This window comes from Acidocella sp. (assembly GCF_052326845.1).
Taxonomy (GTDB): domain Bacteria; phylum Pseudomonadota; class Alphaproteobacteria; order Acetobacterales; family Acetobacteraceae; genus Acidocella.
In genome coordinates this window covers 1-26809 of record NZ_JBKQJR010000169.1, presented here as the reverse complement: position 1 = coordinate 26809, position 26809 = coordinate 1, and the positions used below count along the sequence as shown (strand labels likewise).

Annotated in this window: 28 protein-coding genes and 2 pseudogenes; 11 read left to right on the top strand and 19 right to left on the bottom strand. The window is 67.3% G+C overall.

The features are described 5' to 3' along the window. From ACLPJJ_RS11750 to ACLPJJ_RS11735, 4 genes and pseudogenes are all read right to left on the bottom strand, one after another. A pseudogene (locus tag ACLPJJ_RS11750) lies at window positions 1-443 on the bottom strand (penicillin-binding protein 2); the annotation flags it as partial. Next, a complete protein-coding gene (gene mreD / locus ACLPJJ_RS11745) occupies window positions 440-985 on the bottom strand; it encodes a rod shape-determining protein MreD (protein ID WP_443591163.1) in 546 nt (181 codons plus the stop codon). The gene mreD and the pseudogene ACLPJJ_RS11750, both read right to left, overlap by 4 nt. Window positions 986-988: 3 nt before the next feature. Next, entirely contained in the window at window positions 989-1885 is an 897-nt protein-coding gene (mreC, locus tag ACLPJJ_RS11740) for a rod shape-determining protein MreC (protein ID WP_443591162.1), read from the bottom strand. 105 nt (window positions 1886-1990) lie between these two features. Continuing rightward, entirely contained in the window at window positions 1991-2674 is a 684-nt protein-coding gene (locus ACLPJJ_RS11735; protein WP_443591161.1) for a YggS family pyridoxal phosphate-dependent enzyme, read from the bottom strand. On the opposite strand from ACLPJJ_RS11735, the gene ACLPJJ_RS11730 reads away from it, so the two are divergent. From ACLPJJ_RS11730 to ACLPJJ_RS11720, 3 genes are all read left to right on the top strand, one after another. Beyond that, window positions 2673-3326: a thiamine phosphate synthase gene (locus ACLPJJ_RS11730; RefSeq protein WP_443591160.1), complete on the top strand. Its 654-nt coding sequence runs from the start codon at window positions 2673-2675 to the stop codon at window positions 3324-3326. The two genes, ACLPJJ_RS11735 and ACLPJJ_RS11730, sit on opposite strands and share 2 nt — an antisense overlap. A 267-nt stretch (window positions 3327-3593) precedes the next feature. Beyond that, entirely contained in the window at window positions 3594-4931 is a 1338-nt protein-coding gene (locus tag ACLPJJ_RS11725; RefSeq protein WP_443591159.1) for a porin, read from the top strand. 276 nt (window positions 4932-5207) lie between these two features. Then, window positions 5208-5606, top strand: a complete 399-nt coding sequence (locus ACLPJJ_RS11720) for a DUF3576 domain-containing protein (RefSeq protein WP_443591158.1) — start codon at window positions 5208-5210, stop codon at window positions 5604-5606. 184 nt (window positions 5607-5790) lie between these two features. Here ACLPJJ_RS11720 and ACLPJJ_RS11715 read toward each other — a convergent pair whose 3' ends face one another. Continuing rightward, entirely contained in the window at window positions 5791-6702 is a 912-nt protein-coding gene (locus ACLPJJ_RS11715) for an ROK family protein (protein ID WP_443591157.1), read from the bottom strand. Window positions 6703-6765: 63 nt separating this feature from the next. Between ACLPJJ_RS11715 and ACLPJJ_RS11710 the strand changes: the two genes are divergently transcribed. The 4 genes from ACLPJJ_RS11710 to ACLPJJ_RS11695 are packed head-to-tail and all read left to right on the top strand — an operon-like array spanning window position 6766 to window position 9098. Then, entirely contained in the window at window positions 6766-6999 is a 234-nt protein-coding gene (locus ACLPJJ_RS11710) for a sulfurtransferase TusA family protein (protein WP_443591156.1), read from the top strand. Beyond that, entirely contained in the window at window positions 6996-7922 is a 927-nt protein-coding gene (locus tag ACLPJJ_RS11705) for a histone deacetylase family protein (RefSeq protein WP_443591155.1), read from the top strand. The genes ACLPJJ_RS11710 and ACLPJJ_RS11705 overlap by 4 nt, the downstream gene beginning before the upstream one ends. A 30-nt stretch (window positions 7923-7952) precedes the next feature. Then, entirely contained in the window at window positions 7953-8189 is a 237-nt protein-coding gene (locus tag ACLPJJ_RS11700) for an exodeoxyribonuclease VII small subunit (protein WP_183266888.1), read from the top strand. Between the two features lie 3 nt (window positions 8190-8192). Beyond that, window positions 8193-9098, top strand: a complete 906-nt coding sequence (locus tag ACLPJJ_RS11695; protein WP_443591154.1) for a polyprenyl synthetase family protein — start codon at window positions 8193-8195, stop codon at window positions 9096-9098. Between the two features lie 59 nt (window positions 9099-9157). Here the strand turns inward: ACLPJJ_RS11695 and shc are convergent, their stop codons facing one another. The 6 genes from shc to hpnA all read right to left on the bottom strand — a co-directional run bounded on the left by shc (window position 9158) and on the right by hpnA (window position 16289). After that, a complete protein-coding gene (shc, locus tag ACLPJJ_RS11690) occupies window positions 9158-11071 on the bottom strand; it encodes a squalene--hopene cyclase (protein ID WP_443591153.1) in 1914 nt (637 codons plus the stop codon). Between the two features lie 98 nt (window positions 11072-11169). After that, on the bottom strand, window positions 11170-12354 hold the full coding sequence (gene hpnE, locus ACLPJJ_RS11685) for a hydroxysqualene dehydroxylase HpnE (RefSeq protein ID WP_443591152.1): 1185 nt from the start codon (window positions 12352-12354) through the stop codon (window positions 11170-11172). Between the two features lie 10 nt (window positions 12355-12364). Beyond that, window positions 12365-13204: a presqualene diphosphate synthase HpnD gene (hpnD, locus tag ACLPJJ_RS11680; protein ID WP_443591151.1), complete on the bottom strand. Its 840-nt coding sequence runs from the start codon at window positions 13202-13204 to the stop codon at window positions 12365-12367. Beyond that, window positions 13201-14067 carry a squalene synthase HpnC gene (gene hpnC / locus ACLPJJ_RS11675; RefSeq protein WP_443591150.1) on the bottom strand — a complete coding sequence of 289 codons (867 nt, stop codon included), beginning with the start codon at window positions 14065-14067 and terminating at the stop codon, window positions 13201-13203. Before hpnC ends, hpnD begins: the two co-directional genes overlap by 4 nt. Beyond that, window positions 14064-15167 (bottom strand): glycosyltransferase, encoded by a 1104-nt coding sequence (locus ACLPJJ_RS11670; protein WP_443591149.1) that lies wholly within the window; start codon window positions 15165-15167, stop codon window positions 14064-14066. Before ACLPJJ_RS11670 ends, hpnC begins: the two co-directional genes overlap by 4 nt. 117 nt (window positions 15168-15284) lie before the next feature. Continuing rightward, window positions 15285-16289, bottom strand: coding sequence for a hopanoid-associated sugar epimerase (gene hpnA, locus ACLPJJ_RS11665; protein ID WP_443591148.1), 1005 nt, complete (start codon window positions 16287-16289; stop codon window positions 15285-15287). 109 nt (window positions 16290-16398) lie between these two features. On the opposite strand from hpnA, the gene ACLPJJ_RS11660 reads away from it, so the two are divergent. Genes ACLPJJ_RS11660 through ACLPJJ_RS11650 form a run of 3 tightly spaced genes read left to right on the top strand, consistent with a single transcriptional unit; the run spans window position 16399 to window position 19453 of the window. Then, on the top strand, window positions 16399-17295 hold the full coding sequence (locus ACLPJJ_RS11660; RefSeq protein WP_443591147.1) for a ferritin-like domain-containing protein: 897 nt from the start codon (window positions 16399-16401) through the stop codon (window positions 17293-17295). Window positions 17296-17302: 7 nt separating this feature from the next. Further along, the gene (locus ACLPJJ_RS11655) at window positions 17303-18292 is read left to right on the top strand and encodes a lysylphosphatidylglycerol synthase domain-containing protein (protein WP_443591146.1); all 990 of its coding nucleotides are present in this window, start codon (window positions 17303-17305) and stop codon (window positions 18290-18292) included. A gap of 45 nt (window positions 18293-18337) precedes the next feature. Beyond that, window positions 18338-19453, top strand: a complete 1116-nt coding sequence (locus ACLPJJ_RS11650; protein ID WP_443591145.1) for an MFS transporter — start codon at window positions 18338-18340, stop codon at window positions 19451-19453. Here the strand turns inward: ACLPJJ_RS11650 and ACLPJJ_RS11645 are convergent. Genes ACLPJJ_RS11645 through ftsE form a run of 4 tightly spaced genes read right to left on the bottom strand, consistent with a single transcriptional unit; the run spans window position 19450 to window position 22344 of the window. Further along, window positions 19450-20136 (bottom strand): lysophospholipid acyltransferase family protein, encoded by a 687-nt coding sequence (locus ACLPJJ_RS11645; protein ID WP_443591144.1) that lies wholly within the window; start codon window positions 20134-20136, stop codon window positions 19450-19452. The genes ACLPJJ_RS11650 and ACLPJJ_RS11645 overlap by 4 nt on opposite strands. Before the next feature lie 9 nt (window positions 20137-20145). Beyond that, the gene (locus ACLPJJ_RS11640; RefSeq protein WP_443591143.1) at window positions 20146-20775 is read right to left on the bottom strand and encodes a YdcF family protein; all 630 of its coding nucleotides are present in this window, start codon (window positions 20773-20775) and stop codon (window positions 20146-20148) included. Next, window positions 20775-21674, bottom strand: a complete 900-nt coding sequence (locus ACLPJJ_RS11635) for a cell division protein FtsX (protein ID WP_443591142.1) — start codon at window positions 21672-21674, stop codon at window positions 20775-20777. The genes ACLPJJ_RS11640 and ACLPJJ_RS11635 overlap by 1 nt, the downstream gene beginning before the upstream one ends. Then, window positions 21664-22344, bottom strand: a complete 681-nt coding sequence (ftsE, locus tag ACLPJJ_RS11630; RefSeq protein ID WP_443591141.1) for a cell division ATP-binding protein FtsE — start codon at window positions 22342-22344, stop codon at window positions 21664-21666. The genes ACLPJJ_RS11635 and ftsE overlap by 11 nt, the downstream gene beginning before the upstream one ends. 170 nt (window positions 22345-22514) lie before the next feature. On the opposite strand from ftsE, the gene ACLPJJ_RS11625 reads away from it, so the two are divergent. Further along, complete coding sequence (locus tag ACLPJJ_RS11625) at window positions 22515-23144, top strand: zinc-ribbon domain-containing protein (RefSeq protein WP_443591140.1); 630 nt, start codon at window positions 22515-22517, stop codon at window positions 23142-23144. 29 nt (window positions 23145-23173) lie between these two features. Here the strand turns inward: ACLPJJ_RS11625 and glmU are convergent, their stop codons facing one another. From glmU to ACLPJJ_RS11605, 4 genes and pseudogenes are all read right to left on the bottom strand, one after another. Next, the gene (gene glmU / locus ACLPJJ_RS11620) at window positions 23174-24451 is read right to left on the bottom strand and encodes a bifunctional UDP-N-acetylglucosamine diphosphorylase/glucosamine-1-phosphate N-acetyltransferase GlmU (protein WP_443591139.1); all 1278 of its coding nucleotides are present in this window, start codon (window positions 24449-24451) and stop codon (window positions 23174-23176) included. An 11-nt stretch (window positions 24452-24462) separates the two neighbouring features. Beyond that, window positions 24463-25350, bottom strand: a complete 888-nt coding sequence (locus tag ACLPJJ_RS11615) for a prephenate/arogenate dehydrogenase family protein (RefSeq protein WP_443591138.1) — start codon at window positions 25348-25350, stop codon at window positions 24463-24465. Further along, window positions 25343-26428: a histidinol-phosphate transaminase gene (gene hisC, locus ACLPJJ_RS11610; RefSeq protein WP_443591137.1), complete on the bottom strand. Its 1086-nt coding sequence runs from the start codon at window positions 26426-26428 to the stop codon at window positions 25343-25345. The genes ACLPJJ_RS11615 and hisC overlap by 8 nt, the downstream gene beginning before the upstream one ends. Continuing rightward, window positions 26425-26809, bottom strand: a pseudogene (locus ACLPJJ_RS11605) (chorismate mutase); the annotation flags it as partial. The gene hisC and the pseudogene ACLPJJ_RS11605, both read right to left, overlap by 4 nt.

Here is a 26809-nt window from a genome sequence, read left to right as displayed (position 1 = left end):
GGCAGGTTGGGGGTGTTGACCTCGATGGCCGCCATGTCCGGCCAATCCAGCCAGTCCTTCAGCAACACCGGGATATAGCCGGGCCGGTCTTGGAGGTCCTGGGCGATGCGCGCCTTCTCGTCGTCCGAGAGCGGCACCAGCTTGTAGAAATTCTCCAGCACCGCCTGCGGCTCGGGCGCCAGGGCCTGCATGAACAGCGCGCGCCAGTGCTGCTGGTTGCCGGCCAGGATGGTGCCGAAGCGGTCGGTGATGAGCCCGCGCGACGGGGCGACCAGACGTTCCGAGATGGAGTTCTGCTCGGCCAGCATGGCGTATTTGCCGTGTTGCGTGACCTGCAGATTATACAGCCTGGCGGCGATGCCTGCGAACACCGCGCCCTGGCCCGCGCCGATGAGCAGCGCGCGGCGGCTGAAGGCCGAACGTTCCCTGGCGGCGCGCCTCATGCCAGCTCCACCGCCGCGGGGCCGCGATGCGCGCGGATCAGCAGCCGGGCCAGAGCCGGGTATAGCCCGGCGGCGAACAGCCCCTGCCATGCCACCGGCCAGAGCGGCAGCAGGTGCAGCTCAAGCAGCGACTGCGCCGCCCAGGCCAGCGCGGCGGCGAGCACGGCGAAGCCGGTGAACACCCCCCAGGTGATAAGGAATTTCGCTGGCGCCAGGCGGCGGCGCGCGGCGATGGTGGCGAATTGCAGCAGCAGCAGGATGACCGCCCAGAGCCCGAGCGGCGAGAGGCCGAGCAGGTCCAGCAGCAGGCCGCACAGGGCGACGAGCGGCACCGGCAGCGAGGCCGGGCGGTACAGCGACCAGAAATACACGCAGACCATGGCATAGACCGGGCGCAGCGCCGCCTGGCTGGGCAGACCGAACGGCATGCCGATGAGAATGAGGCCGAGCACCAGCATGAAGCCGGGGAACGCCCAGCGTGACGCGGTATCGAGGCGCCGCCACAGCGTGAGCGGGCGGCGCAGGGCGGGGCCTTGCACCATGGCTCAGCGCTTCCGCGAACGCGCCTTCACGGCCTGCTTGGTTTCCGGCTTGGTGTGCGGAATTGGCGTCAGCTCGGGCAGGTTGTCCGGGTAGCTGAACAGGCGCAGCAGGCGCAGCGAGTCGAGATTGGCGAGCGGCAGCACCACCGGGTTGTTCTGGGTGTCGTAATGCACCACGCCCACCGGCAACCCGGGCGGGAAGGCCCCGCCCTGGGAGGAGGTGAGCACCATCGCACCCTCGGCGGGCGGCCGGCCGGGGGCCCAGTACAGCAGCGACGGGTCCGGCCCGTTTGTGCCGGCCATCAGCGCCGGGGCGCCATCGGCCCCAAGCGCCACGGGAATGCGGCTATTGATGTCGGTGATGAGCAGCACCCGAGCCGAGCGCCCGCCAGCCTCCACCACGCGCCCGGCCACGCCGCGGCCATCCATGGCCACCGCGCCCACCAGGCTCTGCGTGTTGCCGTTCGCCGGCGGCACCAGCACCAGCACCGAGCGCGCATAGACCCCGCCCAGATCGGCAGCCACCTCGCCGGTGGAGAATTGCGGCGTGGGCGAGGGCACGTAGTTCAGCGACGCCTTCAGCGCGTTGTTCTGCGCCTGCAGCGCCATCGCCACTTCCTGCCATTGCAGCAGCTCGGCGTTCTGCTCGCGCAGCTGCGCGTTCTCCTGGCTCAGCGCGAAGAGATGCCCGATCGCCCCGGTGCCGTGTTCAGCCGCCTGGATCGGGCCGGAGACCGCCATGTAAAGCGGGGCGAGCAGGTCATCGATCCCGGCGCGCATATGGTCGGAAAAATTCGGATCCGCGCGGCCGATCAGCACCGCGCCGAGCGAGGCGGCCAGCGTCGCCGGGAAGCTCAGGCGGGACAACGCCTGGCGGAACGGGACCGATAATCTGATCACCGGAGGACCATCTCCAAAACCGGAAGAATTCAAGGTCAGGCAGATACAGCGAAACATCCGCCGCGCCCAGCCCGGAATCGTGAGATTCCGGTTCGCGCTAAAGAATTAATCGTCGGCTTGCTGAACAGGCGCTTCCCGCGTGCCGAAGATCGCGGTGCCGACGCGGATATGCGTGGCTCCGGCGGCGATGGCGGCCTCGTAATCCGCCGACATGCCCATGGAGCGCACCTTCAGCCCGTGCGCATCGGCCATGGCGGCCAGGCGCTTGAAATAGGGCAGCGGGTCGGCCTCCGCCGGGGGAATGCACATTAGCCCGGCCAGCTTCTCCCCGAAGCGCGCGCGCATGGCGCGGATGAAGGCATCGGCCTCCGCCGTGGGCACGCCGGATTTCTGCGGCTCGTCGCCGATATTCACCTGCACCAGCAACTCGGGCAGCCGGCCCTCGGCCTGGGCGGCGTGGTCGATGGCGTCCGCCAGCTTCACCCGGTCCAGGCTGTCGATTGAGTCGGCGATGCGCACGGCATGCGCCGCCTTGTTGGTCTGCAACCCGCCGATGATGTGCAGCTTGGCGCCGGGGAGGGGGAATTTCTCTTCCGCCTCCTGCACCCGGTTTTCGCCGAACACGGTCTGTCCCGCGGCCATCGCGGCCAGCACGGCATCCTTGGGGTGGGTCTTGCTCACCGCGATCAGCGTGATCTCCGAGGGCTCGCGCCCGGCGGCGCGGGAAGCGGCGGCGATATGGGCGCGCACGGTTCCAAGATTGGCGGCAATCGCGCTAGGGTCGGTCATGGATGCACGGTTAATCGCCTGGGCCCGCACGGTAAAGCGCCGCGATCTGCCGCCGCTGTGGTTTTTCACCGATTCCGCCCGCGCGCCGGACCCTCTGGCCGCGATCACCCAGCTGCCGTTAGGGCTGTGCGGCGTGGTGTTCCGCCATGACGACGCGCCCGGCCGCATGACCCTGGGCAAGCAGGTGGCGCGCCTGTGCCGCGCGCGGCGGCTGGCGCTGGTGGTGGCAGGGGATGCGCGGTTGGCTGCGGCACTCGGGGCCGGGCTGCATCTGCGCGGCGGGCGGCAGGCCGGGTGGATCAAGCCGCCACGGCTGCGCACCGCCTCTGTCCATAACGCCGCGCAAGCGGTGCGGGCCCGCCGTGCCGGGGTGGCCGCGGCGTTCATCTCGCCGGTTTTTGCGACGGCCAGCCACCCGGGCGCGTCCGTGCTTGGTCCGCTCGGCTGGCGGCGCCTGGCCCGTCTCGCCCGCCCTATAAGATCATTGGCCCTAGGGGGAATTAGCGGCACGAATATCCGTGTCCTGGGACGAGACTGTGCGGGAACCGGAGCGATCGAGGCATTGCTTTCCGCGCCGCCTGAGGGGGCGGCAAAAGCGCTTAGGGTGGCGGCCTATAAGCCTATGGAATTGATGGTAAAATGGCGCGAATGAGTGTCATCAAACTGTAATAAGTATTAGTTTTCAGCCGATTTTACCAGATAAAAATTAACATTAATGCAATATACATGTGGCGCTCCTGCCACAGTGGTTTTGGATTTACCGATCCATCCCAAATGCTCATTGCTTGATGGGTGGGATGCGGTTTTAAGGCGCCGGAGCGCGCCGGCCGTTTGGCGGTGCGGTCTGATTTCAGGGGCCGCTAGGCTCTGTACGCTACCAATTCCACCGGGCATTCCGGTGAACGAGGAGATGAGTTTCATGCGCAAAGTACTTCTGGCCTCCGTGGCCTCGATGGGCGCGCTGCTTGCCGCCGGCGGCGCGAACGCCCAGCCGGTCCAGCCCGTCGCTCCCGCCACCATCGTCGTTCACATGAACGGCTACTTCCAGTTCGGCCTCGACGATGTCGGCTCGAGCTATAATAACGTCGGCGGCAACAAGCTGAACCCGGTCACCACCAACGGTGAATTCCGCCTGTACCCGGGCTTCGACGCGATGACCGTCAACGGCATCGAGTACGGCGCGAAGATCGAAACGCGCGTCACGTTCTCCGACGGCGGCAAGGGCGCGACCAGCGCCTCCAACTCGACGGCCGGCACCAGCAGCCTGTATGTCCGCCGCGCCTATGGCTACATCGGCACCGAGGATTACGGCTATGTCCGTTACGGCCAGACCGACGGCGCCTTCACCCTGCTGCAGACCGGCGTGATCGAGCAATTCGGTGACGGCGCCCAGTTCGCCAGCACGGACTCCACCTCGCTGTACGTCGTGCCCACCAAGGCGATCCCCGGCGAGTTCATCTATGCCGACCAGGGTGCGCTCTACACCACCGACAAGGTTGTGCTGATCACCCCGTCGTACCAAGAGCCGTACCTGGGCGGCAAGCTCTCCGCCATGGCCTCCTATGAGCCGAACAGCGACGGCCTCAAGGAAGGCTATGCGACCTGCTCCGTCGCCGGCGCCACCTGCGCTGCCATTAGCTCGGCCGGTGCCGGTACCTACAGCACCACCCTGGCGAAGGAGCGTCAGAACACGTTCGACGTGGCTGGCCAGTACGCGCTGAAGATGGACGGCTTCAACTCCAAGATGTCCGTCGGCTTCCTCGACGGCAATCCGATCCGCTACACCGGCAGCATCGCCGGCGGCAACGCGATCTACAACCTCGACAAGCTGCAGGTCATGGAAGTTGGTCTGCAGACCACGTATAAGGACCTGTTCCTTGATGGCGACGCCATCACCGTCGGCGCCAACGCCAAGTGGGGCCAGACCCTGGATGGCTACGCGCCGAAGCCGAAAGGCACGCGTGACGCCGTTGGTTACATCGTGGGTGGCAACTACGTGGTTGGCCCGTACGTGCTCGGCGCCAGCTTCTGGGACGGCCAGAGCGCTGGTAACCAGTATGCCGGCAAGACTGGCGAAGCTCGCACCCTGACCGAATACGGCGCTTCCGCTGGTGGCAACTACGTGATCGGCAAGGATATGAGCCTGTACCTGCAGTACATGTACGGCCACTCGCACCAGCCGGGTAACACCAACTTCCTGAACAAGAACAACTCGCAGATGCAGATGGTCAGCATCGGCTCCACGCTGAAGTGGTAATCGCGTAACCCCGGTTACGTGGCGGAAGAGGGTGGCGGGCAACCGCCACCCTTTTTTATGCGTGCCCCCGCCCGACCCTTGGCGGAACCTGGCGCCAAGGCTAAAGAACTTGCAGGTTTAGGGTTTTGGAGAGCTGATTTGCGGATTTTTGGAAAACTGGCCGTGCCCGCCGGGTTGCTGTTGGGAACTTTGGCGTTGAACGCATGCAGTGGCGTCAAAACCAGCCAGCCGGAATATACCAATCCGGAAAACCAGGGCCTGCCTGATGGCCAAACCATGTCGAGCAGCACCCCTCTGTTAACTCTGGGCAAGGGCACCAGCAATATCAACGGCGGCGGCGGTGGCAGCCCGATCCAGGTGAACGCGTATCTCTGGCGCGCCACGCTCAGCACCCTCGCCTTCATGCCGCTGGTCTCGGCGGATCCGTTCGGCGGCGTCATCATCACCGACTGGTACACCCCGCCCGCCTCGCCAGGCGAGCGCTTCAAGGTCAACGCCTATATCATGAGCCGCCAGCTCACGGCCAATGCCGTGCAGGTGAGTGTGTTCCACCAGATCAACCAGGGCGGCCAGTGGGTGGACAGCCCGGCGGACCCCTCCGTCGCCAGCGGGCTTGAGGACCGCATCCTCGCCCAGGCGGCCGATCTCCAGGCCGCCGACAAGAACGCGAAGTAAGCCGCGATCGCGGGATCAGGCCGGGGGCATCCGCTCCCGGCCTTTTTAGTGCCTTAGAGGCTGCGGCATAACTCGCTCTGGCGAGATGGGTAGGCGTGCTTTGCGAGCACCGGAGCGGAGCGTACACGAAGTACGTGAGCACCGGAACGCAGAAATGCGCGGCTAGACGGCCGCCAGAGTAGAGTTATGCAGTAGCCTCCTCTTCCGCCGGCCAGAGCCAGGCCGCGCCGCGCACACCCGAGGAATCGCCGTGTTTGGCGCGGACGATGTTGGGGCTGAAGGCGTCGGAGAAGATATAGGGGCGCATAAGCCCTGGTAGTACCTCGTACAGATGCGGCAGATTGGACAGCCCGCCGCCGAGCACGATGGCATCCGGGTCCAGCACATTGGTGATGCTCGCCAGCCCCCGGGCCAAGCGGTCGGCGTGGATCTCCAGCGCCGCCTGCGCCCTGGCGTCACCCGCGGCGGCGCGGGCAGGAATGGCGGAGGCGTCGCGCGCGCCGGGGCCGTCGCACTCAAAGGCCAAGGCCGGCCCGGCGAGGTAGAGCTCCAGGCAGCCCGCCTGCCCGCACCAGCAGCGGCGCAGCGGCATTTCCTCCGGGCGCGGCCAGGGCAGCGGAGTGTGGCCGAACTCCCCGGCCAGACGGTGCTTGCCCTCCAGCAGCTTGCCGTCCACGACGATGCCGCCACCGCAGCCCGTGCCGATGATCACGCCGAACACGACGCCGCACCCGGCGGCCGCGCCGTCGCTGGCCTCGGAGAGGGCGAAGCAATTGGCGTCGTTGGCCACGCGCACCTCGCGGCCCAGCAGCGCGCTTAGGTCCTTGTCGAACGGATGGCCGTTGAGCGCATTGGAATTGGCGTTCTTCACCAGCCCGGTGGCGGGGGAGATGCAGCCCGGTATGCCCACGCCCACCGTAGCGCGCACCCCGGCCTCGGCTTCGGCCTGGCGCACCAGCCCCGCCATCATCTCCAGCGCCGCCGCATAGCCGGAGGGCGTTGGCGCGCGGCGGCGCAGTATTTCCTTCCCCTGCGGGCCGAGCAGCAGGATTTCCGTTTTCGTGCCGCCGAGATCAATGCCGATGCGATAGCTCATATGCACTTGTTCCCGCACTTTCACGCCTTGCTCAAGCCCGTATCCGGGCGCATGTTTGTTCTCATGGGTGAACGTCTCATCGATGCACAATATCAAAAATCGCCAATCCCGATTCTGCGCGCTGCCAAGGCGCTGCGCGAAATGGAACCGGGCGACAAGCTCCGCGTGCTGGCCACGGACCCCGGCGCGGTGGCGGATTTCCGGGATTTTTGCCTGACCTCTGGCCATGCGCTGATCGCCGCCAGCGAGAGCCGCGGCGTGTTCAGTTTTTCCGTGAAGCGGGGAGAGGCGCCATGAGCGTGGCCGTGTTCACCCACCCTTCCGCCCTGGCGTATGATACCGGCCCCGAGCACCCCGAATCCGCCGAGCGCATCCGCGCCGTGCTGCGCGCGCTGGAGGCGCTGGAATTTTCCTCCCTGCTGCGCGAGACGGCGCCGCAGGCCACCACCGCTCAGCTTACGGCGGTGCACGACCCGGATTATGTGGACGCGCTCTTCGCCATGCCGCGGGACAAGGAGACGGTGATCGACGGCGACACGGTGTACGGCCCCGGCACGCTGGAGGCGGCCTTGCGCTCCGCCGGCGGCGCCTGCGCGGCGGTGGACGCGGTGTTCGAAGGCTGGGCCGAGGCGGCGTTCGTCGCCATGCGTCCACCCGGCCATCATGCCGAGCCCGACCGCGCCATGGGCTTCTGCTTCTTCAACAACGCCGCGATCGCCGCGATGCACGCCCGGGCGCGCTGGGGCATTACCCGCGTCGCGGTAGCGGATTTCGACGTGCACCATGGCAACGGCACGCAGCAGATATTCAGCCAGGACCCGGGGCTGTTCTACGGCTCCACGCATCAATCGGCGATCTTTCCCGGCACCGGTAAGCCCTCCGAGCACGGCGTGGCCAACAACGTCGTCAACGTGCCGCTGATGCCCGGCGCCACGGGCGAGATGTTCCGCGCCGCGTGGGAGACGCAGATCATTCCGCGTCTCTCCGCCTTCGCCCCAGAACTGCTGATCATCTCCGCCGGGTTTGACGCCCACGCCGCCGACCCGATGGCCCAGCTGCGCCTGCGCGAGGCGGATTTCGCCTGGGTGACGAGTGCGTTGCTGGAAGTGGCCGATTCCTGCTGCCCCGGGCGCGTCGTCTCGCTGCTCGAAGGCGGCTACGACCTCAACGCCCTCGCGCAAAGCACGGCTGCGCATGTGAGGGCGCTGATGCGGTTGTGATTTTTCCGCCGCCCTTGTACGTGAGTCTCCATGACGCAGAATGCTGACATTGCCGCGATGTCGTTCGAGGAAGCCCTGGCCGCGCTTGAGGCCATCGTGCGCGGGCTGGAATCGGGCCAGCAGAAGCTGGAGGATGCCATCTCCGCCTATGAGCGAGGTGCTGCGCTGAAGAAACATTGCGAGGAAAAGCTGGCGCAGGCCGAGGCCCGCGTGCAGGCCATCGTGGCCCGCGCCGATGGCTCGCTGACCCTGAAGAACGAGGACTGATCCATGGCGCATATGCACCGAACGGACGCCCTGGCCGAAGCCATGGCCGAAACCGCCCGCCTGGTAGAGGCGCAGCTCGACGCGCTGCTGCCCGTGCCGGAAACCGCCGAGGCCAAGCTGATCGAGGCGATGCGCTACGGCGTGCTGAATGGCGGCAAGCGGCTGCGCGCCTTCCTGGTGATGGAAGTGGCCAAGCTGTTCTCGGTGAACAAGACCTGCGCCGCCCGCGTCGCCGCGGCGGTGGAGATGCTGCACGCCTACTCCCTGGTGCATGACGACCTGCCCGCGATGGACGATGACGATCTGCGCCGCGGCCAGCCGAGCTGCCACAAGAAATACGACGAGGCGACCGCCATCCTGGCCGGGGACGCGTTGCAGACCCGCGCCTTCGAGGTGCTGGCCGAGCCGGATACCCATGCCGACGCCGAGGCCCGCTGCGAGTTGGTGCTGGCGCTTGCCGCCGCCTCCGGCATGCGCGGCATGGTCGGCGGGCAGATGATCGACATGCAGTCCGAGGGTAAGCAGCTCAACGGCGCCGAGATCACCCGGCTGCAGGCGCTCAAGACCGGCCGGCTGATCCAGTTCGCCGCCGAGGCCGGGGCCATCCTTGGCCGCGCCGCGCCCGCGCAGCGCCATGTCATCGCCGCCTATGGCCGCGAGCTGGGCGGCGCGTTCCAGATCTATGACGACGTGCTGGACGAAATCGCCGACGCCGCCACGCTGGGCAAGACCGCCGGCAAGGACCTCGCCCAGGGCAAGGCCACCATGGTCTCTATCCTCGGGTTGGAGCGCGCCAAGGCCCAGGCCGAACTGATGGCCGAGCAGGCCGCCGGGCATCTGGAGAGTTTTGGCGAGAAAGCCGGGCTGCTTCAGGCTCTGGCGCGGTTCACGGTCAGCCGCAAGAGCTGACCTCCGGGCGTCATCGCCGGACATGAAAAAGGCCCCTCTTGAGGGGCCTTTTTTGTTGGTCAGAACCCGAATTTCACAATGCGGTCATTGCTCTCCATCAGCTGCTTGTAGCGGCTTAGCGCCAGCAGCGGGAAGAAGCGCGGGTAGCCGTGGTATCTCAGGTAGAACACGCGCGGGAAGCCGACGGCGTTGTAGGCTTTCTCGGTCCAGCTGCCCTGCTCGTCCTGCGTTCCCTGCAGGAAGGCGATGCCCCGGCGCACGGAATCGTGGTCCGCCATGCCCGCCGCCATCAGCCCGATCACCGCCCAGGCGGTCTGGCTGGGCATGCTTTGCGCCGCATAGCCGTGGAACTCGCCCGGGGGCGCCACGCTGTAGGTTTCGCAATCCTCGCCCCAGCCGCCATCCGCGCGCTGCTTGGAGAGCAGCCAAGTGGTGGCGCGGGTGATCATCGGGTCGTCATACGGCACCCCGGCGGCGTTCAGCGCGCACAGCACCGACCATGTACCGTAGATGTAATTGGTGCCCCAGCGGCCGAACCAGGAGCCGTCCGGGCACTGCGTCTGGCGCAGATAAACAATGCCGCGCTCGATGGCCGGGCGGTCCTCGGGGTAGCCGAGCTGCGCCAGGAAGGAGATGCACCGGGCGGTGACATCCTCGGTCGGCGGGTCCAGCAGCGCGCCATGATCCGCGAAGGGGATATGGTTGAGGTATTGCCGGTCGTTATTGATATCGAACGCGCCCCAGGCGCCGTTCGTGGACTGCATGCCGATGATCCATTCCCGCGCGCGGGAGATGGAGTCGGCGTATTTCGGATCGCCCGTCCGGTGCAGCAGCATGGCGGCCACGGCGGTGTCGTCCACGTCCGGGTAATAGGCATTGTTGTACTGGAAGGCCCAGCCCCCCGGCCGCGTGCCCGGGGTGTTGTCCGCCCAGTCACCCACCACGTCCAGGATCTGGCGCGGGATCAGCCAGTCGCAGGCGGCGGCGGCGGCTTCGGTGGCGCCGGACTCGATCAGCGCGTGCCCGGCCAAAGCCGTGTCCCACACCGGGGAGAGGCAGGGCTGGCAATAGGCTTCGTCATCCTTGACGACGAGCAGCTTCTTCACCGAGCCCATGGCGATGTCGAAATTCGCCTTGTCGCCCAGATGATCAAACATCATCGCGGAATTGGCCATGGCCGGGTAGATCGCGCCCAGCCCGTCCTCGCCGTTCAGGCGCTCGATGGTCCAGGCGATGGCTTTCTGCACCGCCTTGTCGCGGTACTGCGCGGGGAAATAGGGCTCGGTCACGCGCAGCGCGCTATCCAGCTTCTTGAACAGCGGGCCGAGCCAGGATTTGTATGGGCCGCGGATCCAGTCTTTGATCTCGGCGTGCGGGCGGGTGAACAGCTCGTCCACGAACACCTTGCGCGGGTTGCGCGCCACGGGTTTTTTCGCAGCCAGATACATCAGCGGCGTCATCACCGTGCGCGACCAGTATGAGACCTTGCGCATGTTAATGGGAAACCAGCCCGGCATCAGCATCAGCTCGATCGGCACGACCGGGCAGGCCTCCCAGGGCGCTGCGCCAAACAGCGCGAGCTGGATGCGGGTGAACACATTGGCCCGCTCCGCCCCGCCATGGGCCAAGATGGCCTCGCGCGCCTTGCGCATATGCGGCGCGTCCGGCGAGTCGCCGATGATCTTCAGCGCGTAATAGGCTTTCACCGAGGCCGAGATGTCGAACTTGCCGCCATGGAAGAGCGGCCAGCCGCCTGGGTTAGTGTCATGGTCGGCCTGGATACGGCGCAGGTAGTTGCCGATCTTCTGCTGCAGCGGCTCGTCGATCTGGTCGAGATAATGCTCCAGCAGCACGTACTCGGCCGGGATGGTGGCGTCAGCCTCAAGCTCGTAGCACAAATGCCCGTCCTGCCGCTGTTCGCTGGCAAGAGAGGCCCTGGCGCGCTCAATCGCGGTATCAAGAATGGCGTTCATGCCCAGCATGTGACAAATTTTCTCACATTTTGCCAGGGGTGGATGCGCAACCCTCCCCCGGGCGGCTAGAGTGCGATTCAACCTCAAATGATCAGGCTCTAGGCCTGATTGACCAGCGCCATGGCGGCGGCGTTGCCGGAGCGGATCGCGCCCTCGATCGTCGGCGGCAGGCCGGTATCGGTCCAGTCCCCGGCGAGCACCACGCTGGGGTTCGCCGTGCGCGTGCCCGGGCGGCGCGCCAGCTGCGCGGGGGTGGCGAGGATGGTGGCGCGTTTCTCCCACAACACCCGGTGGGGCGGCACGGCGCTGTCCAGCTTGAAGGTCTTGGCCAGCTCGCCCCAGACCCGCTCGGCGATCGCCTCCTGGTCCATGTCCATGTAGCGGTTGGCGGCGGAGATGGTGACGGAGATCACGTCCCGGCGCGCGAACACCCATTCGCTCAGGCCGCCGGTCAGGCCCCAGAACCCGGCTTCGCCCGGGTCCATCTGCGCGCGGAAATGCAGGTTGCAGATGGATTCGTACTCGGTCGGCACGGTCAGGCCGGGCACCAGCTCGGCGGCGATCCAGGGCGGCACAGCGACCACCGTGGCCTGGCCTTGCTGCAATTCCGTCACCCGCTCGCCCATGCGGATATCCGCGCCGTGGTTGCGCAGCCATTCCAGCGCCGGGTCGATGAAGGTTTCCGACAGGCCCAGCTTCGCCCAGCGCGGCAGGGTGGCATAGCCGCCGCGGTCGATGGTCTCGGCCAGCACGGCGCGCAGCGGTTCCGCCGCCGCTTCGTGCGGCATGGTGTTGAGCGCGGAGATGGCCAGCGGCTTCAGCAGCCGGTGGTAGAGCTGGCCGGAATTGCCGAGCAGAGAGGCCACGTTGTCGGACTGCGTGGCGCGGCGGAGCTTCAGCAGCGCCAGATACTGGTGCAGCCTGGTACCCGGCACGCGCCGCGAGGGGGAGAACACCCACCAGGGGAAGCCGCCCTGGTTCAGCCGCAGCGTCCAGGCCTCACCGGTCTTCACATCCCGGAACGGGAAGACCGGCTGGGCCGGGCCAAGCAGCGAGCGCCGCGCGCCGATGCGGTGCAGATAGGAGAGGGCGGAGATATTGCCGGAGAGCAGCAGGTGGTTGCCATTATCGATGCGGCAGCCGAGCTGCTTGTCGAAATAGGAGCGCGCCCGCCCGCCCGCCTGGGGGGCCGCCTCGAACACTACGACGTGATGACCCAGCTCCGTGAGCTGGCAAGCCGCCGCAAGACCCGCGAGCCCGGCACCGATAACATGGACGCTCATGGCCTCCCTTTCATGCCAGCAGCAGGCGTATCGCCATCATCAGCTTACGCCATTTCGGTAATGTAACGCGTTCTCCAGAATAATTAAAGCCGCGCCCGCGCAAAATTGCTAGTAGCGGACGGTAGCTTTCCTGCATCAGCCGGGCCGGGCGCATGGCCCGGTTGTTGCAGCGCGTCATCGCGGCATTGGCGGCGGCGAAATGCCCTTCGGCCATACCGGCGAGTTTGGCGCATGCCTGCGGCAACGCGGGAGATTCGAGAGCCGTCCGGGGCTCCAGCGGCACGCCTGCATCGTTCAGCAGCTCGCGCGGCAGATAGAGCCGGCCGCGCGCCGCGTCTTCCGGAACATCGCGCAGAATATTCGTAAGTTGCAGGCCGCGCCCCAGCGCATGGGCAACTTCGTCGGCGTCGGCCGAGGCATCGCCGAACACGCGCACGGAGAGCCGGCCCACGGCGGATGCCACCCGGTCGCAGTACAAATCCAGCGCGGCGAGGCTGGGGGCGATGATCGGCTCGCCCGCATCCATCTCCATGCCGTCGATGATGGCGAGAAAATCCTCGGCGCGCAGGGCGTATTCGCGCACCGCTTCCAGCAGCGCGCGGGTGATCGGGTCATCCGCCTCGCCCCGGTACAGCGCCGCGATCCGTTCTCGCCACTCGTTCAACTCCTGCTGCTTGGTGGGAAAATCGCGGCTTTCCTCGTCGGCGATGTCATCCACCACGCGGCAGAAGGCATAGATCGCGTACATCGCGTCGCGCCGTTCCGGCGGCAGGATTTTCATGCCGTGGTAGAAGGAGGTGCCGGAGCGCTTCACCAGCTCCGTGACGTAGGCGGTATCCTCTGTGTTCACGCGGCGTATCTCAGTCCCGCCAGGGTGGCGGTAAAAAAATCGAGTTTCGAGAGCTTCACCCTTGTCGCCAGCGGGTCGCCCGAGCGCAGCAGCGTGGTCAGGCGCCGTGCCAGACCGGCGATCACCGCGGTTTCCACGCGCAGGCGGCGGGATTTCACGAGGCGCGGCAGTTCCGCCGCCTGCTCGTTGAGCTTGTTCGTCAGGTCCAGCATGCGGTCGAACACGTTGCGCAGGTCCGGCACGGTCTCGCCACGGGCGATGGCATCAGTGGCCAGCCCGGCCTCGGCCAGCCAGTCCTGCGGGATGTAGCAGCGGTCCAGGTCGCGCAGGTCTTTCGCGCAATCCTGCATGTGGTTGAGCACCTGCAAGCTGGCGCAGAGCGCATCCGATGATGGCCAGGTTGCCTCGCTCTCGCCATGCAGGGCCAGCACGTAGCGGCCCACCGGTGCGGCGGAATAGCGGCAATATTGCATCAGCTCGTCCCAGCTGGCGTAGCGGGTCTTGGTTGCGTCCTGGCGGAAGGCGATCAGCAGCTCGCGGGCGTGGATGTCGCTCACCCCGGTCTGGGCCAGGCTGGCGCGCAGCCGCGTGGCGCTCGGGCTGCCCTCGGCCTGCGCGCCGGTCAGCACCGTTTCCATCGCGTCCAGCCGGGCGATCTTCTCCGCCGCCGTGAGGGTGCCGCTATCGGCGATGTCGTCGGCATTGCGGGCGAAGCTGTAATAGGCGTGGATATGCGGCCGCAGCGCCTTGGCGATGAGCAGCGAGCCGACGGGGAAGTTCTCATCCCCCTTATCCTTGCCGGACCAGGCTTCCACCTCGGCGGCCGGTTTCCGCGGGGGCGCGGTGTTGTCGTTGGCGATCACTTGGTTTCCCCTCCATAGGCGCGGCTCTTCCACTGCGCCCCGGTGCCGCGCCAGTAGTTCACGGCGGAGGCGATGGTCGCGGCCATGTAGAACAGGGCGATGACCGGCAGCGCCAGGGCGAAGTAATAAGGTTGCTTGTAGCGGTGCAGCGTGGGCAGGTAGCTCATACACGCCAGGCCGAACGTGGCGAGCCCGAGGAAGAACCGCCAGCCCAGCCCGCCGAACAGGATTTCGTAAGGTGCCACCAGCCAGACCAGGGTGAGGCCGATGATGGTGCCAACCAGTACCAGTGCGGAGTAGTTCAGCTGGGTGAAGGCGGTGCGGGCGATCATGTTCCAGATATCGCGCGCATGGGGATAGGGGCGGATGGACGTCGCCAGCCCCGAATGGCCGATATAGATCGGACCAAAGCGCTTCACCTCGCGCGCCAGGGTGCAGTCGTCGATCAGCGCGCCCTTTATCTTCTCCAGCCCGCCGATGCGCTCCAGCGCCTCGTGCCGGATCAGCACCGTACCGCCCGCTGCCGCGGCCACGCGGGAGGACGGGTCGTTCGCCTTCGCGAAGGGGTAGAGCATCTGGAAGAAATACACGAAGGCCGGGATCAGGAACCGCTCCGGCCAGGAGGTGCAGTTCAGCTTCACCATCTCGGAGACCATGTCCACCTTCGGCGCCTGCAGCCGCGAGACCAGCGTGGCGAGGTGGCGCGGGTCGTGGGTGATGTCCGCGTCGCAGAACAGCAGCACCGGCGCGGCGCTCGCCGCCACGCCCTGGGAGAGCGCCCAGAGCTTGCCGGACCAGCCCGGCTCCTTGGGTTTGCCGGTGATGATGGTCAGCCGCTCATGCGTCCCGGCCTTTTCCGCCGTGCCGTCGGTGGAGTTGTCGTCCACCAGGATGACACGGAAATTCCCGGCATAATTCTGGCTGACCAGCGAGGCGATGACCGGCCCGATCGTCTCCGCCTCGTCGCGCGCGGGCACGATGATGTCCACGTCCGGGTGCGCCACCGGCACCGCCGGTTTCAGCTCGGGGCCGGATTCCCAGAAGCGCCCGTGCAGGAAGAACAGATAGAGCCAGATGAGAAAGGCGAGAAAAACAATCATGCGAGCAATCCTTAGCGTGCGATCGCTCTAGATTGAACCAGAGCGGGCTCAATCTAGAGCGTGAATCTCCCGCTTAATCTAAGACTGAGGGTCGGATTCGCGGTCTGGATTAAATCATCAGTCCGGACCGATCCGGCCCTCGGCACGGAACCAGGCCAGCGCATCGGCCACGGCGGCCTCGGCGGGGCGGGGGGCATAGCCCAGCTCGGCCCGCGCCTTGGCGGAGGAGAAGAACATCTTCTTGCGCGCCATCTTCAGCACGTCCGGGGTCATCAGCGGCGTCTTGCCGGTGCGTTCGGCGATGCGCTCCATCGCCCAGGCCAGCGGCATCAGCGGGGTGATCGGTAGGCGCAGCTTTGGCGCGCGGCGGCCGGTCAGCCGCGCGATCATGGCGAGGAGATCGCCCAGCATCAGGTCCTCGCCGCCCAGAATATAAGCCTCGCCCCGGCGGCCGTTCTCCAGCGCCAGCAGATGCCCCGCCGCCACGTCGTCCACATGCACGATGTTCAGCCCCGTATCCACATAGGCCGGCATCTTGCCCCTTGCCGCGTCCAGGATCATCTGGCCGGTCGGCGTCGGCTTCACATCCCCCGGCCCCACAGGGGTGGAGGGGTTGACGATGACGATATCCTGCCCCGCCGCCGCGAGCGCGCGCACGGCGGCCTCGGCATCGTATTTGCTCTGCTTGTAGGCGCCCACATGGTGGGCCGGCTTCACCTTGGTGCGCTCATCGGCCGGGCTGCCATCCTCGGTCAGCCCCAGCGCGGCAACGGAGCTGGTGTATACGCTGCGTTCCACCCCGGCGGCAGCTGCCGCGCGCAACAGGGCCACGCTGCCGTCGATATTCACTTTGCGCATGGAAGCCACGTCCGGCACCCAGAGCCGGTAATCCGCCGCGACATGGAAGAGATACCGGCACCCCGCCAGCGCCGGGGTGAAACCCGCCGGGTCGTTGAGGTCGAGCTTCACGGTTTCCGCCGCCAAGCCTTTGAGGTTCCGAAGGTCGGACCCCGCCCGCGCGGTAACCCGGACCCTGAACCCCGCCCCTTGCAGCGCCCGCGCCACCGCCGCGCCGACAAAGCCGGTCGCCCCCGTGACCAGCACCAGATCGCCTTGCGCCAAAATCCAAGCCCCCTCAGGTTTGCAACGCCGCCGCCTTGCCCAGTATATCAGCGCCGGTCTGGGGTCTGTAGAACGCATTGAAGCTTTTGGTGCAACCATGAGGTTTATGATGGACGATACCACCGTAGCGACCGCCGATCACAACGCCAGATATTGGGCCTTTCCCAAGCCCGGCACGGCCCGGCCTGGCAGCGAAGAGCATTTCAAGATGTTCACCGCCCTGCTCGACGAGACCTACAACCCTTACAGGCCCGCGGTGCTGGACTGGCCGAAGCTGGAGCCGGACGCGCTCGAGCGCATCACCTCCCTGCCGATCTGGGACATCGCGGTGCAGACGGAGAACAAGGCCGGCGCGCGCATCGAGTTCTATGCCCAGACGGTGAAGGAGAAGGCGCTCCGCGAGGCGCTGGTCCACATGGCGGGTGAGGAGCGCCGCCACCGCGACGTGCTATCCCGCCTCGTCGCCGCCTATGACATTCAGGTGAAACCTGACGAGGACTACGCCCTGCCGAACGATGCGGAATGGGGCTTCCTGGTCACCGGCTATTCCGAGTGCATCGACAGTTTCTTCGCCTTCGGCCTGTTTGAGATGGCCCGCCGCTCCGGCTACTTCCCCGAAAAGCTGGTCGAGACCTTCGAGCCGGTGGTGCAGGAAGAGGCGCGGCATATCCTGTTCTTCACCAATTTCATCGCCTGGAAGCGCGCCACCATGCCGTGGTGGAAGCGCCCCTTCTTCGAGCTGAAGGTGGCGGCGGTGTATGGATATCTGGTCTGGGAGCGCATCGGCATCGCCAAGGACGTGGACGGGCTGGAGGACGGTGACGCCAATTTCACCGTCACCGGCTCGGAGTCGATCGCCGGTGAGATGGACCCGGCCAAGCTGATTGATGTATGCTTGGCGGAGAACGAGCGGCGTATAGCGGGCTACGACCCGCGCTTGAAGCGTCCGGTCACCGCCCCAACCCTGGCACGCCTCGCGCGCCTCTTCATCAGGCCGAAAAAGTAACAAAGCCTTGAGCCAAAAACTGAAACTCCTGCCCGCGGGCTTTGCTCTCTCGGGTATCGTGGTGATCACCGCCCTGGTCATCTATTTTGGCGCGGGGGACGTGCTGCGGGTGCTCACCTCGGTGAGCCGCTCGGGCTTTGGTGCCTATATCCTGGCCCAGCTTGGCATTTTGGCCGGGCTGGGGCTGTGCTGGCGCATGCTGCTGCGCTCGCGCCACCGGGGCAGCTACCTGCTGTGCACCTGGGGCCGCGCGGTGCGTGACGCCACGGGCGAGTTTCTGCCTTTCTCGCAGGTGGGCGGTTTCGTGCTCGGCGCCCGCGTCGTCACCCTGCACGGCGTCTCCACCGCCGATGCCATCGCCTCCACGCTGGGCGACGTCACCACCGAGTTCCTGGCCCAACTCGTGTTCATTGGCATCGGCCTCGCCATTCTCTCGCGCAAGGCGCCGGGCTCGGAGCTGCTCATGCCGGTGGCCATCGGGCTGTGCGTGGCGGTGGTGCTGGGTGTGGCGCTGATCCTGGCGCAGCGCGGGTCGGGGGCGAAAATCTTCCGTGCCCTGGCGCTGAAGATCGCCGGGGCCACGGGCGAGGGCGCGGCGGCGGGTATCTCCAAGCTGCAGGAGGCGCTGGACATCATGTACGGCGAGCGCGGCCGTCTGGCGCTTTCGGCGATGTTCCACCTGTTCTGCTGGTTCGGCACCGCCACCGCCTCCTATATCGGTTTCCATGCGCTGGGCATCCCGCTCTCCTTCGCCGATGCCATCTGCGTCGAGGCCATGCTGCACGCGATCATGGCGCTGGCCTTCTTCATCCCTGGCCGCGCCGGTATTCAGGAGGCTGCCTACACCGCGCTTGGCGGCATCTTCGGCGTGCCGCCCGATGTGGCGCTCTCCCTCTCCCTGCTCCGCCGTGCGCGCGATTTCGTCATTGCCGTGCCGGTGCTGGTCATCTGGCAGGGGCTGGAGGCAAAGAAGCTGAAGCTCAAGGCCACCGTTTGAGTCTGGGCTTGACGCCGCTTCGAACCGCACGCTAGCCCGGAGGATATGGCAGGCAGATCATGGACGATGCGGCTGTTCTTCGCCATGGCCGGAATCGGCATCTCCGTCTGGGCCATCACCATCCCCTTCACCAAGATCCGCTTCGCCCTCGATGACGGCAGCCTGGGGCTGATCCTGTTCGTCGGCGGCCTGGGCGGGGTGCTGGTCATCCCGCTGGCGGGCATGGCCCTGGCGCGCTGGGGCAGCCGCGCCGTGCTGGCCGCGGCGGGCTTGGCCGTCAGCCTGGTTTTGCCCGGGCTCACCCTGGCGCCGTCGCCCGCCTTGTTCACCGTCTTGCTGTTCATCTATGGCGCCATGTTCGGCGTGCTGGATATCGCGCTCAACGCCCAGGGCGCGGTGGTGGAACGCCTGAGCGGGCGGCTGCAGATGTCGGGCTTTCACGCCTGCTACAGCCTTGGCACGCTGGCCGTGGCGCTGGCGAGCAGCCTGCTGCTGCGGCTTGGCGCCTCCAACGCGGGCTGCGCGGCCTTTGCCGCCTGTGCGATGCTGCTCATGCTCACGCAAGCCCCGCGCTTGGCCGGCAAGGCGGCGGACCCGCCAGCCGCAGGCCCGCGTTTCGCCCTGCCCAACCGCGCCACGCTGCTGCTCGGGCTGTGCTGCTTCACCTGCTTCATGACCGAAGGCGTGACGACGGACTGGAGCACCATCTTCCTGCGCTTTTCGCGCGGCATGCCGCTGGCCTCGGCCACGCTGGGCTATGCCGCCTTCGCAGTGGCGATGGCCACGGCGCGCCTCTCGGGCGATGCCGTGGCCGAACGGCTCGGCCAGGCCTGGGTGATGCGCCTGGGCTGCGCGCTGGCCGTGCTCGGCTTCGCCCTGGCCATATTTATCCCCTCCGGCTGGGCGGGGGTGCTGGGGTTCGGGCTGGTCGGGCTCGGCACCGGCAATATCGCACCGCTGGTGTTCAGCGCCGCCGCGCGCGTGCCGCATATGGCGGCGCACCATGCCGTGCCTGCGGTGGTGGGGCTTGGCTATGCCGGGTTTCTGGCCGGGCCGGTGGTGATCGGGCTGGTGGCGAACCATCTCGGCCTGGGCTTCGCCCTGGGGATCGATGCCGCCCTGCTCGCGGCGGTGTTTTTCCTGGCCGAGGCGGTGGCTTAGCTGCCGTAGTACACCGTCTCCAGCCGGTGGAGCAGTTCCTCGCGCTTCAGCCCCTGCGGCACAGCGGGGAGAACCCGCACATGCACCGTGCCGGCGGTCTTGCTGAAGGAGTTGCGCCCCCAGCGTTGGCCGGAATCCGTGGCGGCGGGGAGCAGCGGCACCGGCACGGCCTGGGCCACGGCGGCGATGCCGGGGCGCAGCTGCTCGCGCATGCCGGGGGCCACGCGCGTGCCCTCGGGGAAGATGACCACCTGATGCCCGGTCTCGGCCGCATGCTTCGCCCCGGTCACCATCTCGCGCAGCGCGGCGCGGCCGCCGCTGCGATTCACCGGGATCATCCCGGCCGGTTCCAGCAGCCAGCCGAAGACGGGGATTCGCTTGAGTTCCTTCTTGAAGGCGAAGGCCGGACGGGGCAGCAATGTCAGCCAGATGAGGATGTCCAGCGCCGATTGGTGCTGCGCCGCGATCAGCGCGCCACCCTTGGGCAAATGTTCCAGCCCCTCGGCCTTGACCGTGATGCCGCAGCACACGCGCAGGCCCCAGAGGCAGACCCGCCCCCAGAACCGCGCCACGCGGACGATGCCCCCGGGCAGGAATTGCCCGATGCAGGCGGCCCACAGGCTGAGCATGGTGCCACTGCCGATCATGATGGCCTGGAAGGCGGCGAAACGGATGAAACGCATGTTTTTAGGTCAGGATTCCGTGTTGAGCAGTCCCGCGGCGAGCCTGCCGAGCCCGACGCGCACCGTCAGGTACTTCGTATACTCCCCGGCAAGCAACCTCAGGGTCTGCAGGCTGACCATCTTGCGCATGGCGGGCGGGCGCACCGGGTCGGGGATCAGCGTTACATCAGGCAGTTCATGGCTGATTTCCTGCATGGCGCGCGGCATGTGGTAGTCGGCCGTGACGATGATCAGCGAGCGCATGCCATGCGCCCGGGCCCAGGCGGCGGCTTCCAGCGCGTTGCCGTGGGTGGTGCCGGCCATGTGGCCCAGGGTGATGGCGCTGGCGTAGCGGGTGATCGCGGCGGCGTCGTCGGCGGTGAAATCGCCGAGATAGGTGCCGCGCCCGGCGCCGGAGATCAGCAGCAGCGGCGCCTGGTGTTCGGCCAGCAGCGCGAGTGCTGCGCTGATCCGGTTATCGCCGCCGGTGAGGGCCACGATGCCATCCGCTGGCGGGAGGGGGTTGGGCGGCTCGGCGGTGAACACGGCGACGAGGAACATGACGAAACCGGCCAGCCACAGCCCGGCCAAGCCCAGCACCGCCTGGGCCAGCAGACGCAGAAGGGAGAAGCGCCTGCGGCGGTGGCGGCGGCGCGGCATCAGGACAGGTTCCGCAGCCAGCCGCGCACGGTCAGTTGGGCGGTGCCCCAGCCGATGGCGGCGGCGGCGGCCGGCAGTCCCGGCAGGGCGAACATGAGTGCTGGCGGCAGGTTGTAGACATCGCCGATCTGCGCGGGGCCGGCGAAGGGTGCTGCCAGCGCCGCCAGCCAGGCGAGCACGGGCAGCGCCAGCACCGCCCCGGCGGCAGATCCGGCGAAGGTGAGCAGCGTGATCCGCGCGGCGAAGCGCCCGGCGATGTCGCCATCCAGCGCGCCCAGCCCGTGCACCAGGGTAATGGTCTCGCGCCGTTGCGCGAGCCCCGAGCGCGTGGCCACGGCAACCACGGCGGCCGCCACCAGCGCCACGATGACGAGAATGGCGGCGGCGCAGGCCTGCAGGCTGGTGGTAAGCGCCGCCACGCGCCCGGCCCAGAGTGCGCCGGTCTGCACCAGCGTGCCGGGGCTGAGCTGGGCCAATGCCGGGCCGAGCGCATCCGGCGGGTTGGCGCCGGTCCAGCGCGCCGAGATCACCGCGGGCAGGGGCAGGCCGATCTGCGCCGGATCTACGCCGAGCCAGGGGGAGATCAGCGCGCTTACGCTCTGGGCGCTCATCACCTGCGGGTCGGCCACTTCGGGCGTGGCCTTCAGCGCATTCAGCACGGCATCCAGGCGCGGGCCGTTGTTGGCGGCGTCCGGCGCCTGCGGCTGCGGCACCTGGATGGTCAGCTCCGTCGCGGCATCGCCCTGCCAGTGCGCGGCGAGGGTGGCGCTGGCCAGCGCCCCGGCCATGGCCAGGGCGGCGAGGAAGCTCATCGCCGCCACCAGCACCGGCAGCAGCCTGTCGCCCAGCGCCTCGCGCAGGCCGAGATAATCCGCGCGGCGGCGGGGGTCAGGCCGCATGGGTCAGCCTGCCATGCTCGATGGTGAGCCGTGGCGCCGGGTAGCGCTCCACCAACTCCATGTTGTGCGTGGCCACCACCACCGTGGTGCCGAGCTTGTTGAGCGCGGTGATGAGATGCATCAGCCGGTCCGCCTGTTCGTCGTCCAAATTGCCGGTCGGCTCGTCCGCCACCAGCAACTTGGGACGGGCAACCACGGCGCGGGCGGTGGCGATGCGCTGCTGCTCGCCGCCGGAGAGTTCGTCGGGCCGGGCGTGCAGCCGGTTCTCCAGCCCCACCCAGCGCAGGATCTCGGTGACATCGGCGTGGATCTGTGTCTCGTTGCGCCGGGCGAGGCGCATCGGCAGGGCTACATTGTCATACGCGGAGAGCTGCGGCAGCAGCCGGAAATCCTGGTACACCACGCCGATGCGCCGGCGCAGCAGGGCGGCATCGCGACGGGAGATCTTCGCCGCCTCGGTGCCGAGGATTTCAATTCGCCCCTTGGCTGGGTGCTCGGCCAGATAGATGAGCTTGAGCAGGCTGGTCTTGCCCGCGCCGGAGGGGCCGGTGAGCCAGCGGAATCCGCCTTCGGGGATGTCGAAGCTGATGCCGCGCAGCGCCTCGGCCGCGGCATCGCTCTGGCGCGCCGGATGCCGGTATTTCAGCCATACATCCTCGAATTTGACCATCTGCCCGCAATGCCCGCGCTAGAGCCGGACCGGCTCAACTTGAACCGATCACACCCTGGTGTTCCGTTTCTGCCGCGACCGGGCGTGTCCGGGCAAGAGATTGGCGTGACGTTTGGGTAATATTTTCAAGGTTCAGCCCGGCGTTGTTGCGCGATTCGGGCAAAACTGTCATGTCTATTGCTGACATGCAGATTATCTGCCCTAACTGTTCGACCTCCTACGAGGTGCCCGACGCCGTGTTCGGCGGGCGCCCGCGCAAGCTGCGCTGTGTCCAGTGCGGGCATCAGTGGAGGGCCGGCCCCGGTGAACCCGCCGTTGAATGGACGGGGATGACGCCTCCCGCCCCGGCTGAAGCGCCGGCGCCCTGGCCGGTTGACCGGAGCGAGGAAGCCGCGCCGCCTGCGGAGCCGGTAAACCAGTTCCTGCTAAGCCCCGAGCAGCGTTTCGGCCATGCCACGGAGCACCAAGCCCCGACCGAGTTTGAGCGCCCGGCGCATACCGAGTCCGCGCCCGAGCAGGCAGCAGACGGTGAACATGTCGAGGACAAGGTGCTGGGCGTCTACCCTGGCACCACTGCCGACGAGCGTGACGGTTTTTATGACCTCGTCATTGCCGCCCGCAACAAGGCGATCGAGGTCGAACCCGAGCCGCCGCCGCCGCCCAGGTTGCCCGTGACCAGCCCGGTATTCCTGGGCATGCTGGTGGTGCTGTTCCTGTTCGGGCTGGTCCTGCTCGAGCATCGTTCCATCGTCGACCTGATCCCGGCCAGCGCCGGGTTGTTCAAGCTCATCGGCATGTAGCGCCGCCGCCCCGGCCTTGGGGCGGTCTTTTACCGCGGCTTGTTCACCTGCCGGCCACGGGCGATAGCCACCGCGCCATCCGGCACGTCATCCGTAATCACCGAACCCGCCCCCACCAGCGCGCCATTACCCACCCGCACCGGCGCCACCAGCGCGGTGTTGGAGCCGATGAAGGCTTTCTCGCCGATCACCGTGCGGTGCTTGTGCTTGCCGTCGTAATTGCAGGTGATGGTACCGGCGCCGATATTGCTGCCTGCGCCGATCTCGGCATCGCCGATATAGGTAAGATGGTTGGCCTTCGCGCCCTTGCCCAGCGTCGCCGCCTTGAGCTCGACGAAATTGCCGACATGCGCGCCTTCGCCCACATCCGCGCCGGGGCGCAGACGCGCATAGGGGCCGATGATCGCGCCCGCGCGCACCACGCAGCCTTCCAGATGCGAGAACGCCTTGATCTCCACGCCCGATTCCACGACCACGCCGGGGCCGAACATCACATGCGGGCCGATCAGCACATCCTCGCCCAGCACGGTATCGGAGGCCAGGAAAACGGTCTCCGGCGCCTGCATGCCCACCCCGGCGGCCATGGCGGCCGTGCGCGCGCGGGCCTGGAACACGGCCTCCGCCTGGGCCAGCTCGGCGCGGGAGTTCACGCCCATGCATTCCTCATAGGGTGCATCTAACGCCGCCACGTTCACCCCCTGGCCACGGGCGATGGCGACGATGTCGGTAAGGTAGTATTCGCCCTTGGCGTTGGCGTTACCCACCGCGGCCAGCCAGTCGCGCATGTCGGTCCCGCGCGCGATCATCCCGCCTGCATTGCAGAGGCGGATGGCGCGTTCATCCTCGTTCGCGTCGGCGTATTCCACGATGCGCGCCACGTAGCCGTCCTCAAGCACGAGGCGGCCATACTTGCCCGGGTCGGGCGGGGTCATGCCCAGCAGCACCAGCCCGGCATCGCCCTGGTTCAGCCGTGCCAGCAAGGCGCGCATGGTCTCCACCGAGACCAGCGGGTTGTCGGCATAGAACACCGCCACCGGGCCCTCGCCGAAGCTCTGCTCGGCCTGCCTTGAGGCGTGCGCCGTGCCCAGGCGCTCGTGCTGCACCACCACCTCGTGCGGGGTGGCGATCTTTTCCAGCGCCGGCATGTCCGGCCCGATGACGACGACGATGCGCTCGAACACCTGCTCAGCAGCGCGGATGATATGCGCCAGCATCTCCCGCCCCGCGATCTTGTGCGCCGCCTTGGGCAGCGCCGATTTCATGCGGGTGCCGAGCCCCGCCGCGATGATGACCGCCGTGCTCTGCATCGTCCCGCTCCTCATGCCTGTTTGATGTCGATCAGGCTCTTGCGGATCTTCCGGCTGCGGTTGATCCGGTCCTCGATATAGCCGGTATCGTTCCAGCGCACCGCGCGCGCCATGCTCTGCGCATCCTCGGAAAATCGGGCAAACATTTCGAGGAGAGCGTCCTTGTTATTGATAAAAATGTCGCGCCACATCACCGGGTCGGAGGCGGCGATGCGCGTGAAGTCGCGGAAACCCGAGGCGGCGAATTGCAGCACCTCCTCGCGTGTCTCATCGGCCAGGTCGTCGGCGGTGCCGCAGATGGTGAAGGCGATGAGATGCGGCAGATGGCTGACGATGGCGATCACGCGGTCATGGTGCGCGGCGGTCATCCGCGCGGTGCGCGCGCCGAGCGCTGTCCATAGCGCCTCGATCTTCTTCACAGCGTCTTCATCGGCGCCTTCGGGCGGGGTGAGTAGGCACCAACGGCCCTTGAACAGGTCCGCGAGGCCAGCATCCGGGCCGGAGAACTCGGTGCCCGCCAGCGGGTGCGCGGGCACGAAGCTCACGCCCTGCGGCACATGCGGGCCGACATCGCGGATCACCGATTGCTTGGTGGAGCCGACATCGGAGAGGATGCAGTCCGGGGCCAGATGTGGCGCGATGGTCTGGGAGATGGCGGCGAAACTGCCGACCGGCGTGCACAGGATGACGCCATCCGCGCCCTGCACCGCCTCGGCTGGGTCGGCGAAATACTCATCGCCCAGTCCCAGCTCTTCCGCCCGCTTGAGATGCGCCGGGCTGGTGTCCGAGATGACCAGCCGCTCCACCGTGCCGGGGGCGAGCTTGAGCGCGCGCGCGATGGAGCTGCCGATATGGCCGATGCCGATAAGCGCCAGGCGGTGGAACAGCGGCTCAGCCACGGGAGAATTCCGTCAGCGCCTCGGCAACGCGGTTGCATTCCTCGTCCGTGCCGATGGTGATGCGCAGGCATTGCGGCAGGCCGTAGGATCTTACCCGGCGCACGATGATGCCGCGGGAACGCAGATGTTCATCCGCGGCGATGGCCCGGTCCTCGGTGCCAAAATCGGCGAGCAGGAAATTCGCTTCCGAGGGATGCACGGTCAGGCCGCTCTGGGCCAGCCGTTCGGCGAGGCGGCGCTTGGCCTGGGTGTTGTGCGCGCGGCTCCGCTCCAGCCAGCCCGGCTCACGCAGCGCGGCGATGCCGGCGGCGGCGGCGAAATTGTTCACGGGGAAGGGGGGGCGCACGCGGTTCAGCACATCGGCAATGGCGTGCGGCGCATAGGCCCAGCCGAGCCGCGCCCCGCCCATGCCGAAAATCTTGGAGAAGGTGCGGGTCATCACCGTGTTCTCCCCGGCATCCACCAGGGCCGCGCCAGCGTCGTAATCCGGCCGGTCGACATATTCGGAGTACGCGGCGTCGATCACCAGCAATACATCGCCGGGCAGGCTCTCGCGCAGGCGCAGCATCTCGCTCTGCGGCAGCAACGTGCCGGTGGGGTTGTTGGGGTTGGCGAGGAAGACCATCCGCGTCGCCGGGGTGACGAGCGCCAACATGGCGTCCACATCGGTGGTTAGGTTGGTCTCGGGGGCCTTCTTCACCGCGCAACCGGCGAGCTTGCCCGCGATCTCGTAGATCGAGAAGCCGTGCTCGCTCATGATCAGCTCGGTGCCCGGCCCGCCATAGGACTGGATGAGCAAAGTGAGCAGTTCGTCGGAGCCGTTGCCGCAGACGATCCGCGCCGGGTCGAGCCCGAATTTCGCGCCGATCTCGTGGCGCAGCGCGGCGGATGAGCCGTCCGGGTAGCGGTGCATGTTCGCCGCCGCCTCGGCCATGGCCTTGATCGCGCCGGGCGGGGGACCGAAGGCGCCCTCGTTGGAGGAGAGCTTCAGCGGCGTCTCCACACCCGGCAGCTTCGATTCGCCGCCGACATAGGGGGCGACGGAAAAAACTTCCGGGCGCGCGGCGGGCTTGTTCATGCGCTCTCTCCCAGCGGCACGGCGAAGCCGCCGATTACCACCGGCGGCGCGTCCAGCCCGGCGATGGCGCTCAGGCGCGGGTCGGTATCCTCCACCAGCCCAACTACCTCGACGAGCGCGTGCAGGCGCGTATCGCCGGGTAGGCGCCGGACCCAGAGCGCGCCGGGCTCGAACCCGGCATCCCTCACCAGCGCCATCATGCGCGCGCGGGAGGTGTCGGGGGTGAATTGCAGGGCGATCAGCCCATGGTCGTCGTCGCTGGCATCCGGCGGCACGGTGGCCGCCACATAGGCGTCGCCCAGGGGCAGGCCCTCGGCCCGCTTGGTCCAGAACGGGATCTTGGCGATGACATAAAGCCGCTGCGATCCGGTGCCGGTGAGC